9 protein-coding genes are annotated in these 15,139 nt (G+C 62.8%); 6 read left to right on the forward strand and 3 right to left on the reverse strand.

Annotation, left to right across the window (positions count from 1 at the left end):
- Positions 1 to 220 precede the first annotated feature (220 nt).
- Together KP001_RS08910 and KP001_RS08915 are read left to right on the forward strand one after the other, a co-directional pair.
- Positions 221 to 547 carry a hypothetical protein gene (locus tag KP001_RS08910; protein ID WP_217289165.1) on the forward strand — a complete coding sequence of 109 codons (327 nt, stop codon included), beginning with the start codon at positions 221 to 223 and terminating at the stop codon, positions 545 to 547.
- A 170-nt stretch (positions 548 to 717) separates the two neighbouring features.
- On the forward strand, positions 718 to 933 hold the full coding sequence (locus KP001_RS08915; RefSeq protein ID WP_217289166.1) for a CsbD family protein: 216 nt from the start codon (positions 718 to 720) through the stop codon (positions 931 to 933).
- Between the two features lie 116 nt (positions 934 to 1,049).
- On the opposite strand, the gene KP001_RS08920 is transcribed toward KP001_RS08915, so the two are convergent.
- Complete coding sequence (locus tag KP001_RS08920; protein WP_217289167.1) at positions 1,050 to 1,313, reverse strand: hypothetical protein; 264 nt, start codon at positions 1,311 to 1,313, stop codon at positions 1,050 to 1,052.
- A gap of 468 nt (positions 1,314 to 1,781) precedes the next feature.
- On the opposite strand from KP001_RS08920, the gene KP001_RS08925 reads away from it, so the two are divergent.
- Positions 1,782 to 5,333, forward strand: coding sequence for a hybrid sensor histidine kinase/response regulator (locus KP001_RS08925; RefSeq protein ID WP_239027980.1), 3,552 nt, complete (start codon positions 1,782 to 1,784; stop codon positions 5,331 to 5,333).
- Here KP001_RS08925 and KP001_RS08930 read toward each other — a convergent pair.
- Positions 5,323 to 6,501: a methyl-accepting chemotaxis protein gene (locus KP001_RS08930; protein WP_217289169.1), complete on the reverse strand. Its 1,179-nt coding sequence runs from the start codon at positions 6,499 to 6,501 to the stop codon at positions 5,323 to 5,325. The two genes, KP001_RS08925 and KP001_RS08930, sit on opposite strands and share 11 nt — an antisense overlap.
- Positions 6,502 to 7,000: 499 nt before the next feature.
- Between KP001_RS08930 and gltB the strand changes: the two genes are divergently transcribed.
- Complete coding sequence (gene gltB / locus KP001_RS08935; RefSeq protein ID WP_217289170.1) at positions 7,001 to 11,581, forward strand: glutamate synthase large subunit; 4,581 nt, start codon at positions 7,001 to 7,003, stop codon at positions 11,579 to 11,581.
- Positions 11,582 to 11,628: 47 nt separating this feature from the next.
- Positions 11,629 to 13,110: a glutamate synthase subunit beta gene (locus KP001_RS08940; RefSeq protein ID WP_217289171.1), complete on the forward strand. Its 1,482-nt coding sequence runs from the start codon at positions 11,629 to 11,631 to the stop codon at positions 13,108 to 13,110.
- A gap of 174 nt (positions 13,111 to 13,284) precedes the next feature.
- Here KP001_RS08940 and pdxR read toward each other — a convergent pair whose 3' ends face one another.
- Entirely contained in the window at positions 13,285 to 14,700 is a 1,416-nt protein-coding gene (gene pdxR / locus KP001_RS08945) for a MocR-like pyridoxine biosynthesis transcription factor PdxR (protein ID WP_217289172.1), read from the reverse strand.
- A gap of 56 nt (positions 14,701 to 14,756) precedes the next feature.
- Between pdxR and KP001_RS08950 the strand changes: the two genes are divergently transcribed.
- Entirely contained in the window at positions 14,757 to 15,128 is a 372-nt protein-coding gene (locus tag KP001_RS08950; protein ID WP_217289173.1) for a pyridoxamine 5'-phosphate oxidase family protein, read from the forward strand.
- Positions 15,129 to 15,139: the final 11 nt, after the last annotated feature.

Consider the following 15,139-nt stretch of genomic DNA (forward strand, 5'->3'; position numbering starts at 1 on the left):
AACCGCTGTTTTCGTTTTTCCTGATCCCGATCCGCAGACACTCCCTCCGTTGGCAGGAAAGCAGAGCCAGCCGGGTCGCTTCCCCCCCAGCACCGGTGCGGACGAAACAAGGCCCTCCCCGTTGCAATCCCCGCGATCCCGGTTACCTTTTCCCGGTCATGCGCCTGTCATGTGACACTTCGTGATCGAAGGACGCCCGAAGAGTGAAAGGAGGTCCACGATGAAGAGCACAGTGTTGCGCATCGCCCTGATCGCTGTTTTCCTCGCGCCCCCAGCGCACGCGCTTATCGGCGTGAACCAGTGCGGTCCCGGCACCAAGCCCCCCGCCGGGATCCGCTGCGGCCACGACCAACTCCTCCTTGGCTACCGCGACGCCGCAGGGACCTGCGTCTGGGCCTGCTGCCCACCCAACAGCGACGGCCAGACCTACGACTGTTCCGCAGAACCCGCACCGTCGGACTTCAAGCTCGACCTGCGCAGCGTTGCGCCGAAACCGTGGCGGGGCGTCTTTACCCCGGCACCGTCCTTTGAAAAGCCTGATCAATGAACCTGGTTTATTGGTTCCAGAAAATTTGCCGTTATATCAGTTCCACCTTATATTCATCGTCACAACATAACACTATGTTTCGATGAACGGTACGTGGTAAGATAACGATGTAGTGGCGGATAAACTTCAACAGGTAAAACGAAGTAGCGGCGCAAGCCGGGAGGTAGGCCATGAGATCCAGCACAAGGGATACATCAAAGGGTATACTTCATGAAACAAAGGGCAAAGTGAAGGAAACTACCGGCAAGATCTTCGGCAACGTTTCGCTGGAAGCCGAAGGCAAAGCGGAGAAAATAGCCGGTAAGGTGCAAAAACACGCCGGCAAGGCGGAAAAAAACATCGAAGAAGACCTCGATGTGAAGGAAACCCGTCGCGGCAAATACTAATCTGATTGATTAGCGGATACAACAAAGGGACGGCAACCGCGCCGTCCCTTTTCTTTTGCCTGAATAATCCCTCCCCGCCCCCCGCATGGAGACGTGGCGATCAGGTGGGCGAGCCCTCAATCGGGCAAGGGGGTACCGCAGTAGGGGCAGGCCTTGCAGGAAGGATCGAGGTAGCGCCCGCAAGGGGGAAAGGTGCACTGCTTCGGCTGCTTTTTCGTTACCGGCCGCGACTGAAACTCATCGGCGTCCTTGAGCGGCGTGGGGGGGACCGGGTCGCTTTGGGCGGCCTCCTTGAGGGGAAGGCACTCCAGTGCCTCCTCCATCTGGAGGCGGCGTTTCTCCACGTTCTTGGCTTTCTTCAATTTACCGTTTTTCGACATCTCGACATTTCCAGACGCAAAAAGGGGTTACCTGGCTGGGTAACCCCTGCTTTGTCATTTTTGGGGCAGCTTAAACCTGTGGTTATCATCTTCACGCTTGGCCTATCCAGGAACCGATGTTCCGCCAGCTATAGCACACATCCAGCATCCACGCAACTTTCGGCTTCCCAACGCGTAAAGGGGACAGGCACCTGCGGAGCCAGTCCCCTTTGAATCCTGTAGCAGCGCACGGGGTGATGATTGGACAAGCAGATGGTGGAACTCTCACAGCATCAGTTGCGTACTGAATCAGCAAAACGCATCTCTGACTGTCGCGCCTCCCGTTCTACGTCATAGCGAACTTCCTTTTACGAAATCACCTACAAAGGATCAATTATTAGCATGATATAAATTGCGCTATACCAAATCAACACCAAGCTGCACGCGAGCCAGTCTCAATCTCATTCCACACAGGAGTATACGTTGCCAGTGCCGCCACTCCTCAAGCAACAGCGCCCCCTTCTGCTGTTAATCCTAATGGCCGCCGGTCTTGCCGGCAACTACTTCAAGTTCACCCTATTCCTCAACATAGACTTTCTCTTCGGCAGCATCTTCGCGATGCTGGCCCTCCAGGCCCTGGGCTGGGGCCGCGGCGTCCTCGCGGCAGTGGTCATCGGCAGCTACACCTACTTCCTGTGGAACCACCCCTACGCCACCATCATCCTCGTAGCCGAGACCGCGCTGGTCGGGTTCCTGATGCAGCGGCGCCGTCTGGGCCTGATCGTCGCGGACGGGCTGTACTGGACCCTCCTCGGCATGCCGCTGGTCTTCCTTTTTTACCACGTGGTGATGCAGGTCCCCTTGAGCAACACCTACATCGTCATGACCAAGCAGGCGATCAACGGCATCGCCAACGCCATCGTGGCCCGGCTCATTTTCACCGGTTTCGCCCTGAGCACGAGGTCGGTTCGCATCTCGTTCGCGGAGATCATCGCCACGCTGCTGGCCTGCTTCGTCCTGGCCCCGTCCCTGATACTGCTGGCCATCGGCTGCCGCAGCGAATTCACCGAGACGGATCGCACGATCCGGCAGGGGCTGCTGCAAGATATAGGGAGGGAGGCGAAGCGCTTGGAGACCTGGGTCGACAACCGGAGGGAGCCGGTCGTGCAGCTTGCCGTGACGGCAGCCTCCCACTCTCCCCAACAGGTACAGCCTCTCCTTGAGCAGGCCACCAAAAACGACCAGAATTTCAGGCGCATGGGACTCCTCGACCGTGATGCGACGACCACCGCCTTCTGGCCCTTGGTGGACGACATGGGGCAGAACTGCATCGGCAAGAATTTTGCCGACCGTCCTTTCATCCCCCAAATGAAACAGACGCTAAAGCCGAGGCTCACGGAAGTGGTAATGGGACGGGTGGGGACGCCCGCGCCGGCTGTTTCCGCAGTAGCCCCCGTGGTGAGGAACGGCCGTTACGACGGCTACGTTATCGGCGTACTGAGCCTGCAGCAGGTCAAGGAACAGTTGGACAAGGTTTCAACCAACAGCGACATGCTTTACACGCTGCTGGACAAAAACGGCAGGGTCATCATGAGCAACCGGCCCGGGCAGCAGGTCATGACCGCGCTGCAAAGGGGTGACGGAACCTTCAGTAGCCTCGACGGGGGGATAAGCCAGTGGGTGCCGGTCGCGGCCCGGAACGTCCCGGTATCGGAACGGTGGAAGAAATCCTTCTACGTCGCCGAGGCTACCATCGGCGACCTCGCTGAATGGAAGCTGATCCTGGAGCAGCCGGTGGCCCCGTTCCAAAAGCGGCTCAACGACAGCTACACCGGAAAACTCGCCATACTATTCGTCATACTTCTCCTGTCGCTCGCGCTCGCCGAACTGTTGAGCCGACGCATCATGGCAACCCTCGAAGACCTGCGCAGGATCACCAGCGACGTCCCGTCGAAGCTGGCATCCGGCGGGAGCGTCACCTGGCCTGAGAGCGCCATCACCGAAACCAGCGACCTGATCGCCAACTTCAAGGAGATGAGCGGCAGCATCGAGCAGTACCTGGCGGAGCTCAAGCAACTGAACGACTCCCTGGAACAACGGGTCGAGGAACGGACCCGTCAGGTGGAGAGGCTTGCGAGCGAGCAGCGCACCATCCTGAGCACCATGCCCCTGGGCGCCTGCCTGATCATGGACCGGAAGATCCACATGACCAACCCCGCCTTCGACAGGATCATGGGGTTCAAACCGGGTGAGACGTTGGGCAGGGACACATCGATGCTGTACGCGGACCCGGGGTGGTACCAGCGGGTGGGAGAATCGGGATACCTGGCGCTCGAGGAGGGGGAAATCTACAGCTCGGATGTCCAGATGAGGCGCAAGGACGGGTCGCGGATCTGGTGCAACATCGTAGGGCAGATGGTCAACCCGGGCGTGCCGGCGGACGGGTCCATCTGGATCTTTCAAGACATCACGGAGCGAAAGGCGATGGAATCGCAACTGCGCGCCAGCGAGAGCCACTACCGCCTGCTCACCGAGGACGTGGCCGACGTGGTCTGGAAACTCGACGGGGAGTTCCGCTTCGCCTACATAAGCCCCGCCGACGAGAAGCTGCGCGGGTTCCCGGCGGCAGAGGTCCTTGGTCACACCATCTTCGAGCAGACCACCGAGGCGTGCCATGACGCCATAACCGCGGCGATGGAATCGCACGGCGTTGACCAGGCGGCCTGCACCTCCCTCGAGATCCAGCAGCGTTGCAAGGACGGGTCCCTGATCTGGACCGAGGTATCGATCACTCCGGAGCGCGACGGAGACCGGGCGGTAACGGGGTACCACGGCATCACCAGGGACATCACGCAAAGAAAGCAGGCGGTCCAGCTCGAGCAGCAGTTGCTGCACGCCCAGAAACTTGAAAGCCTCGGGGTGCTGGCCGGCGGCATCGCCCACGACTTCAACAACATCCTCATGGCCATAGTGGGGAACGCGGATCTGGCGCTGATGCGCACGCCCGAGGGATCGGCCGTGGCCGACAACCTGCACCGGATCCAGGATTCGGCCGCCCGGGCGGCGGACCTGACAAAGCAGATGCTCGCCTACTCGGGCAAGGGGAAGTTCGTCGTGCAGACGGTGGACCTGAACCGGCTCATCGAAGAGCTGGTGCACCTGTTGGAGGTCTCGATCTCCAAGAAGGTCACACTGACCCTCGACCTGCACCGGCCGCTGCCGCTCACCGACGCCGACCCGACGCAACTGCGCCAAATCGTCATGAACCTGGTGATAAATGCCTCCGAAGCGATAGGGGACGCCACCGGGCACATCGTCATTGCGACCGGCTGCGCGGAAGGCAAACAGCTACGGCTGCAAGGGGGGCAGCAGGAGGCGGAACTGAGCGACGCCCCTTACATCTACCTGATGGTATCCGACAACGGCTGCGGCATGGACCCGGAGACGCAGGCGAGGCTCTTCGACCCGTTTTTCACCACGAAGTTCACAGGACGGGGACTGGGGATGGCAGCGGTACAGGGGATCGTGAAGGGCCACAAGGGGGCCATCAGCATCGACAGCAAGCCGGGCCAGGGGACGATCTTCAAGGTCTTCCTACCGGCCGGAGCCCCTGCCACGACGCTAGTTCAAACCGGCTCAACCGCAGCGGCGCAATCTCATGGCAGCGGGACCGTGCTGCTGGTGGACGACGAGGAGAACGTGCGCAGCGTCGGAACCCTGATGCTGAGGCACCTGGGATACACCGTACTGCAGGCCAGGGACGGGCTGGAAGCGCTGAAGATCTTCAAGGAGACACAGGGGATAACGTTCGTGCTCCTTGACCTGGTCATGCCCCGGATGGACGGCAGGGAGTGCCTGCGCGAGTTGCGCCGGCTTGCGCCTGACGTCCCCGTGATCATGTCCAGCGGTTATAATGAGCAGGAACTGGCGAGGGAATTCGGCGACATCGTCCCCGAGGGGTTCCTGCAAAAACCCTACGACGTGGCCGCCCTACGGGAAACGGTGGCGAGATCGTTGCCGGGGGAGGGTGTCACAGCCTGAACTGCCGGACCAGCCGCTGCAGTTCCTCGGACTGCAGCGCCAGCGTGGTGGCCGCGGCCGCGGTATCGTTCACCCCCCGCGCCGTCTGCTGCACCACGTCGGTGATCTTCTGGATGCTGCGGGTGATCTCGTCGGTGGTGGAGGTCTGCTGCTGCGCCGCCGCGGTGATCTGACCGATCTGGCCATTCACCTCGCCCACCTGGGTCAGGATCTCCTCGAGTGCCTGCCCGGAACGCGCCGAGAACTCGGCCCCCTTCCCCACCTCGGCCACCCCTTCCTCTATGGCCGCGATCGCCCCCCGTGTCCCTCCCTGGATCGCCTTGATCATCTCGCCGATCTCCCTGGTGGCGCTGGTGGTCCGCTCGGCGAGAGCTCGCACCTCGTCTGCGACCACGGCGAAGCCCCTCCCCTGCTCGCCGGCACGCGCCGCCTCGATGGCGGCGTTGAGCGCGAGGAGGTTGGTCTGGTCCGCGATATCCTGGATGGTCCCGATGATCTGGTCGATCTCATCCGACCGCGCCCCCAGCTCCTCCACGGTCCTGGCAGCACCCTGCACCCTCCCCGCGATCCGCTCCATCCCCAGCGTGGTCTGGCGCACCACGTCGGCCCCGAGGCCGGCCGTCTGGCTGGCGCGCTTGGAGTTGTCTGCGGCGCTCATGCAGTTGCGCGCGATGTCGCCGGAGGTGGCCGCCATCTGTTCACTGGCAACGGCCACGGCGTTGGTCTGCGCGGCGGCGTCATCGGTTCCGGCCGAAATCCGCTCGGCGTTTTGCTGCAACTGGTGCGAGGTCAGGGCCACCTGTTCGGAGTTCTGCTGTATCTGGCGGATGATGTCGCGCATGGTGGTCTGGAGCGCGTCGATGGACCGGATAATGGTGCTGATCTCGTTGTTGCGCTTGGCCGAGACGGGCTGGGACAGATCCCCCCCGATCATCGTCTTCAGGATGTCGATGATCCGCCGCAGGGCGTCGTTCACCGACCAGAACAGCAGCGCGCTGAAGAAGACTCCCAGGACCAGGAAGAGCGTGGTCGAGACCACCGAGAGTGCCAGTGAAAACGATCTCCCCGCCACCACCGCGAAGACGATGCAGAAGCTGTAACTGACACACAGCAGGATGATACGGGTGCGGATCCGGAGGTGGAGGTAGAGATCGATTAGAAATTTCATAGGCTGTCCTCTACAAGTTTCAGTGGGGGCAATTTCTCACTCATTGCAGACAGTTGCCGTCTCCCTTGCAGACTCTATTCGGTGCAACTAGCGAACTCTTGAGCGTTTATCAATACATTAAATATTATAAATCATGAGCGAGACGGTCAATCTGGTCGAAATTTGATACAGATGCGGGTAAGCTGTTTCAGTGCGACGGCGAACTCCTTCTTGTCCACGGCCGGACGTTCACGGGCTATGCGCCTGCGAACGAAATGTGTGGGGTTGCCGAAAACCGCGGTGCCGCCGGCGACGCCGACTGAGTACTCAACTGTGTCACTGTTGTAATCAGGCGTATGACAATTCCCGTATCACCCGGGCGAGAGGCGGCAAGCCGCCGCTTCGTAAATTCATTAGTTAGACCGTAAACATTTAAATTCCTTCCGCCGCGACGAACTGGCATGGTAACTGCTTTTTATCGCTCATCGATCGCCAGAATACCCTCGCAAAAGGTTGCATCATGAAAACAATCGGATTACCCAAGAAGCAGGGGATGTACGATCCCCAGTTCGAGCACGACGCCTGCGGCGTCGGCTTCGTCACCAACATCAAGGGGAAGAAATCCCACGAGATCGTCCAACAGGCGATCACCGTCCTGGAGAACCTGGACCACCGTGGCGCTGTCGGCAGCGAGCACAACACCGGCGACGGCGCCGGCATCCTGATCCAGCTCCCCGACGCCTTCTTCCGCAAGGTTTGCCCCGAGGCCGGCTTCGAGCTCCCCGCTCCCGGCGAGTACGGCGTGGCCATGCTCTTTACTTCCCCGGAAGCGACCGAGCGCAGCGCGGCGAAGCACGTCTTCCAGCGCATCATCGCAGAGGAAGGCGTGGAGGTGCTGGGGTGGCGCGAGGTGCCGACCGACAACTCCTCCCTTGGCGACACCGCGAAGGCAGGTGAGCCGCTGGTTCGCCAGATCTTCTTCAAGCGCGACGCGTCGTGCGCGGACGAGGATGCCTTCAACCGCAAGCTCTACCTGGTGAACCAAAGGGCGATCCACGAGATCCGCGACCAGGAGGTCGATCCCTACTGGTACGTCGCCAGCATCTCGACCCGCACCATCGTGTACAAGGGGATGCTGATGCCGGCCCAGCTGGACCAGTACTACCCGGAGCTGCGCGACGAGGCCGTCACCTCCGCCATTGCAGTGGTACATTCCCGCTTCTCCACCAACACCTTCCCCTCCTGGGACCGCGCGCACCCCTATCACTACCTGGCGCACAACGGCGAGATCAACACCCTGCGCGGCAACGTGAACTGGATGCACGCGCGCCAGTCCATGTTCAACAGCGAGCTGTTCGGCGACGACATCAAGAAGCTCCTGCCGGTGATCAACACCAACGGCTCCGACTCGGCGATGTTCGACAACTGCCTGGAGCTTCTCCTCATGACCGGCCGCTCGCTGCCGCACGCGGTGATGATGATGGTGCCGGAGCCGTGGGAAAACCACGAGACCATGTCGAAGGAAAAGCGCGCCTTCTACGAATACCACTCCTGCCTGATGGAGCCGTGGGACGGCCCTGCCGCCCTCACCTTCACCGACGGCCGCATCATCGGCGCGGTGCTGGACCGTAACGGCCTGCGCCCCTGCCGCTACTACCTGACCGACGACGACCTGGTCATCATGGCGTCCGAGGCCGGCGTTCTGCAGGTGCCGCCCGAGAAGGTCATCAAGAAGGGCCGCCTCCAGCCGGGCAAGATGTTCCTGGTCGACACCGAGCAGGGGCGCATCATCTCCGACGAGGAGATCAAGAACGAGCTGGCCACCGCCAAGCCGTACGCCGACTGGGTCAAGGTGAACCACCTCCCGCTGGCCGACCTCCCCAAGGCGAAGTCCCAGGCGGAAGAGGATTCGCCGCTGGTGCAGCGCCAGAAGGCCTTCGGCTACACCTTCGAGGACCAGGAGACCATCATCGGACCGATGGCGACCTCGGGCATCCAGCCGCTTGGCTCCATGGGCACCGACACCCCGCTCGCGGTCCTCTCCGAGAAGCCGCAGCTCCTGTACAGCTACTTCAAGCAGCTCTTCGCACAGGTGACCAACCCGCCGATCGACCCGATCCGCGAAGAGATCATCACCGCGACGGCGGTCAGGATCGGCTCCGAGTCCAACCTCTTGAAGCCCTCCTCCACCAGCGCACGCGTCATCCGCCTCGAGCACCCCATCCTCACCAACGAGGACCTCGGCAAGCTGCGCGAACTCGACCGCCCCGGCTTCAAGACCGCGACCCTGTCGCTGCTCTTCAAGGCGTCCGACGGCGCCGATGGGATGGAGAAGGCGCTGGAGAGCCTCTTCAGCAGCGCCATCCGTCACATCGAGATGGGGACCACCGTCCTCATTCTCTCCGACCGCGGCGTCAACGAGGAGTACGCGGCCCTGCCGGCGCTGCTCGCCGTGGCAGGCCTGCACCACCACCTGATCCGCACCGCGACCAGGACCCACGCCTCCCTGATTCTCGAGTCGGGCGAGCCGCGCGAGGTGCACCACTTCGCTGTGCTCCTGGGCTACGGCGTTACCGCCATCAACCCGTACCTCGCCTTCGAGTCCATCGAGGACATGATCAAAGAAGGGATGCTCCCCGGCCTCGACTACAAGAAGGGGGTCAAGAACTTCGTCAAGGCCTCCATCAAGGGTATCGTCAAGACCATGGCCAAGATGGGTATCTCCACCATCCAGAGCTACCGCGGCGCCCAGATCTGCGAGGCGGTCGGCCTGCACCAGTCCGTGATCGAGAAGTACTTCACCTGGACCCCGTCCCGTATCGGCGGCATCGACCTGAACGGCATCGCTTCGGAGCTTTTGCAGCGCCACAAGAAGGCGTACCCGCACCGCGTGCCGGCTGATCCGACCCTCGATCCGGGCGGCCAGTACCAGTGGCGCAAGGAGGGTGAGGAGCACCTGTTCAACCCGCTCACCATCCAGTCCCTGCAGAAGGCGACGAGGACCAACGACTACAAGGAGTTCAAGGTCTTCTCCAAGCTGATCGACGAGCAGAACGAGCGCCTCTACACCCTGCGCGGCCTTCTGGACTTCAACACCGACATCCGCATCCCGGTGCCGATCGAAGAGGTCGAGTCGGTCGAAGACATCATGAAGCGTTTCAAGACCGGCGCCATGTCCTACGGCTCCATCAGCCAGGAGGCACACGAGGCGCTGGCCATCGCCATGAACCGCATCGGCGGCCGCTCCAACACCGGCGAGGGTGGCGAGGACCCGGCGCGCTTCACCTGGACCAACGAGCTGGGCGACTCCAAGAACAGTGCCATCAAGCAGGTTGCCTCCGGGCGTTTCGGCGTCACCAGTAACTACCTGACCAACGCCAGCGAGCTGCAGATCAAGATGGCGCAGGGCGCGAAGCCTGGCGAAGGCGGCGAGCTGCCGGGGCACAAGGTGTACCCGTGGGTCGCCAAGACCCGCCACACCACCCCGGGCGTCGGCCTCGTGTCGCCGCCGCCGCACCACGACATCTACTCCATCGAGGACCTGGCGGAACTGATCCACGACCTGAAGAACGCCAACCGCCGCGCCCGGATCAGCGTCAAGCTGGTTTCCGAGGTCGGCGTCGGCACCATCGCGGCCGGCGTGGCCAAGGCCCATGCCGACGTGGTGCTCATCTCCGGCTACGACGGCGGCACCGGCGCCTCCCCGCTCTCCTCGATCAAGCACGCGGGTCTTCCCTGGGAACTCGGTCTCGCCGAGACCCACCAGACCCTGATGCTCAATAACCTGAGGAGCAGGATCATCGTCGAAGTGGACGGCCAGCTGAAAACCGGCCGCGACGTCGCCATCGCCGCCCTGCTGGGCGCCGAGGAGTTCGGCTTCGCCACCGCCCCGCTCGTGACCCTGGGCTGCGTCATGATGCGCGTCTGCCACAGCAACACCTGCCCGGCCGGCGTCGCGACGCAGGACCCGGAACTGAGGAAGAACTTCTCCGGCAAGCCGGAATACGTGGTCAACTACATGCGCTTCATCGCGCAGGAAGTCCGCGAGATCATGGCCGAGCTCGGTTTCCGCACCTTCAACGAGATGGTCGGTCGCGCCAACCGCCTGGAGCCCAAGCGCGCCGTCGCCCACTGGAAGGCGCAGGGGCTCGACTTCTCCAACGTCCTGTACCAGCCGCAGACCGGCATCAAGGGTAGCCGCTTCTGCACCGAGTCCCAGGACCACGGGCTGGAGAAGTCGCTCGACATGACGAGGCTCCTGGAGATCTGCAAGCCCGCCATCGAGAAGGGCGAGAAGGTGAGCGCGGAACTCCCCATCACCAACATCGACCGCGTGGTCGGCACCATCGTCGGCAACGAGGTCACCCGGGCCTACGGCTCCGATGGCCTTCCCGACGACACCATCAGGCTCAAGTTCCGCGGCTCCGCGGGGCAGAGCTTCGGCGCCTTCGTGCCGAAGGGGATGACGCTGGAATTGACCGGCGACGTCAACGACTACCTCGGCAAGGGCTTAAGCGGCGGCACCATCGTGGTCTACCCGCCGGACGGCTCCCCGTTCAAGGCGGAGGAGAACATCATAGCCGGCAACGTCGCCCTCTACGGCGCCACCAGCGGCACCGCCTACATCAGCGGCATGGCCGGGGAACGCTTCGGCGTGCGCAACTCCGGCGTCAACGCCGTCGTTGAAGGTGTCGGCGATCACGGCTGCGAGTACATGACCGGCGGCACCGTCGTGGTCCTCGGCGAGACCGGGAGGAACTTCGCCGCCGGCATGAGCGGCGGCGTCGCCTACGTCCTGGACAGCGCGGGGGACTTCAAGGACCGCTGCAACACCGAAATGGTGGCGCTGGAACTGCTGGACGAGAAGGACCTGGAGACCCTCCAGGAAATGATCGCGCAGCATGCCAAAAGGACCGGTAGCGCCCGCGCCACGCGCATCCTGCACGACTGGAAGACCCACGCCCACAAGTTCGTCAAGGTGATGCCGATGGACTACAAGCGGGTGCTCCAGGCTCTGGAGCGCGCCAAGGCCGCCGGCCTGACCGGCGACGACGCACTGGCCGCTGCCTTCGAAGAGAACGCGCGCCAGGCCGCACACTAAAGACAGGTTGACGACCTCAACCTCAACCTGATTTTAAGGATAGAGCTATGGGAAAACCTACCGGATTCATGGAATATAAACGCGAGCTCCCGGCCGACCGCGAGCCGCTTGAGAGGCTCAAGGACTGGAACGAGTTCCACCTGCACCTGCCGGAAGATCATCTGCGCACCCAGGGTGCCCGCTGCATGGACTGCGGCATCCCGTTCTGCCACACCGGCATGCTGGTGAGCGGGATGGCCTGCGGCTGCCCCATCAACAACCTGATCCCCGAGTGGAACGACCTGGTGTACCGCGGCCTGTGGAAGCAGGCCCTGGCCCGGCTGCTCAGGACCAATAACTTCCCCGAGTTCACCGGCCGGGTCTGTCCCGCGCCGTGCGAGGGATCCTGCACCCTGGGGTCGATCGATCCGGCGGTCACCATCAAGAACATCGAGGTGAGCATCATCGACCGCGCCTGGGCTGAGGGGTGGATCGCCCCCAACCCGCCGCAGGTAAGGACCGGCAAGAAGGTCGCCGTGGTCGGCTCCGGCCCGGCCGGCCTCTCCGCCGCCGCCCAGCTCAACAAGGCCGGGCACCAGGTCACCGTGTTCGAGCGGGCCGACCTCCCCGGCGGGCTTTTGATGTACGGCATCCCCAACATGAAACTCGACAAGCGTGAAGTGGTGCTGCGCCGCGTGAAGCTCATGGAGCAGGAAGGGATCAACTTCGTCTGCAACACCGCCATCGGCGGCGCCGAATACCCGGTCGAGAAGCTCAAAGGCGAGTTCGACGCCGTGGTCCTCGCGACCGGTGCCACCCTCCCCCGCGACCTCCCCATCGACGGGCGGCAGCTGAAGGGGATCCACTTCGCCATGGATTTCCTGACCGCCAACACCAAGGCCGTCCTGAACGAAGGGGCCGAGTTCATCTCCGCGGCAGGGAAGGACGTCATCATCATCGGCGGCGGCGACACCGGCACCGACTGCGTCGGCACCTCGCTGCGCCACGGCTGCAATTCGGTGACCCAGCTCGAGATCATGCCCCGCTTCCCCGACACCCGCGCCGCCGACAACCCGTGGCCCGAGTGGCCCAAGCTGCACAAGGTCGACTACGGCCAGGAGGAAGCCGCGGCCAAGTTCGGAGCAGACCCGCGCGTCTTCGTCACCACAGCGACCAGGTTCGAAGGGGATGCCGAGGGGAACGTGAAGGCCGTGCACACGGTCCAGGTGGAATGGAAGCAGAACGAGAAGGGGCAGTTCATCCCGGTCCCGGTGCCGGGGACCGAGCAGGTCCGCCCCGCGGGCCTCGTGCTCCTCGCCATGGGCTTTCTCGGCCCCGAGCAGGAGCTTCCCGAGGCGCTCGGGCTTGAGCGCGACGGCCGCAGCAACATCAAGGCCGAGTTCAACCGCTACGCCACCAGCATCCCGGGTGTCTTCGCCGCTGGCGACTGCCGTCGCGGCCAGAGCCTCGTGGTCTGGGCTTTCAACGAGGGGCGCGGCGCCGCGCGCGAATGCGACCGTTTCCTCATGGGAGAGACCGAGCTTCCGTAACACTTCTTCACGGCAGCAACGCAAAAAGGCACCCGGATGCACCGGGTGCCTTTTTTGTCTGCCTCCCCTTCCCGCAGCCCCCCTGCACCGGCACACCCCTGTGCCAGCACCTATCTAAAACCGAAGCCAACGGACCGGCTGACCCCACAAAAATATTCATTTCTGCCCCTGTTACTAGGGGCAATTTTCATCTACCTTGAGGCAGGTGTCGGCGAGGAGTCTGATACCCACCTCGATATCGGTGGCGGTCATGCCGCCGAAGCCGAGCATGAGGCGGGTCATGGCGGGCGCGCTACCGGCGCAGGTCGCGCTGAACGGGAAGAGGTAGATCCCGTTGGCCGCTGCTTTGCTGATAATGGCACTCTCTGCTGAAGCGCATGCACGCAACTGCAGGACCATGTGCAGACCAGCGCCTGCGCCGAGCACGGTGCCCATGGCGCCGAAATACCGGTCGATGGCTTTGAGCATGGCATCATGCTTCTTCTGGTAAACGATGCGCATGCGCCGGATGTGGCGTTCCCAGTACCCCTGTGCCATGAACTTAGCCATCGTTTTCTGTTCGACGGACGGGACCGTTGGAAAATAATCACGGTACCTGGCGCTGAAGCCATCGAGCAGCGAGGGGGGCAGCACCATGTAGGAAAGGCGCAGCGCGGGCGAGAGCACCTTGGAGAAGGTCCCGAGGTAGATGATCTCCCCCTCCGGACGCAGCCCCTGAAGGGAGGGGATAGGCTTGCCGTGGTAGCGAAGCTCGCTGTCGTAATCGTCCTCGATGATCAGCTTCCCCCCCGACCCGGCCCAGTCGATCAGGTTCAGGCGGTTGGCTATCGGCATCACGCACCCCATGGGGAGCTGGTGGGACGGGGTGACATAGGCGATGGTCCCCCCGCTGGCCTTCAGCGCCTCCAGATCCATCCCCCCGGGTCCGACATCTACCGGGGCGATCCGGAACCCGCTGTTTTGAAAGACCGCTCGCGGCAGGTGGTATCCCGGATTTTCCACGGCCACCGTCGAGTGGGCGTCCTTGAGCAGGTGGGCCACCAGGTCCAGGCTGTGCTGCAGACCGGCACAGACGAAAATCCGTTCGGGGCCGCAGACGACCCCACGCGAGCGCTCCAGGTACTTTTGCAGGTTGCAGCGCAGCTCCCAGTCCCCCTGGAAGTCTCCGTAGTGGGAAAACTCTCCCGCCCCCTCGCGCAGCGACTCCAGGAGACAGCCGCGCCACTGCGCCAGGGGAAAGCCGGCGGGGTCGAGGCGTGCGGGATGGAAGTCGAACCGGGCCGGTTTCTCGGGCCTCGGGGGGCGCTCCTCCCCAACCGGCGCACGCCCCCGAGTCGCGGGCGCAACCAGTTGATCCAGCGCCGACACGAAATACCCGATTCGTTGTCTGCTGTAGATGTAGCCTTCGGCGAAGAGTTCCTGATAGGCACCCTCCACCGTGTTGCGACTGATGGAGAGCTCGGTGGCCAGGTCCCTGACTGAAGGGAGCTTGGCATGCGCGGGCAGCCTCCCTGACAGCACCTGCTCCCGGATCTGGTGGTAGAGCTGCCTGTAGAGAGGGACGTTGTCGTTCTGATCGATGATAAACATAACTGTTCCAGTCACACCCTTTGGTTGAGCAACATCAATAACAGGAGGTAGCAAAGATGATACCCGAAAAGCTGCTTGAGATTCTGAAACAGGATGGCGTCGTCGCCATCGCCACCCTGGGCCAGGACGGCCCGCACCTGGTCAACACCTGGAACAGCTACATCCGCATATCGGACGACGGCCGTCTGCTGATTCCCGCAGGCTACATGCAGCGCACCGAGGCCAACGTCGCCTTTAACCCCGAACTCCTCATCACCGTCGGAAGCAGCAAGGTTCAGGGACTGCATGGACCGGGCGCGGGTTTTCTCATCAAGGGTAAAGCAGCGTTTATAACGTCGGGACCGGAATTCGATCAACTGAAATCGAAGTTCGGCTGGCTGCGCGCCACGCTGGCAGTCACCCCCGTGACGGTGACTCAGACCAGGTAGAGGTTGGCGGT

Origin of the sequence: Geomonas subterranea, assembly GCF_019063845.1 — a bacterium.
Lineage (GTDB): Bacteria > Desulfobacterota > Desulfuromonadia > Geobacterales > Geobacteraceae > Geomonas > Geomonas subterranea.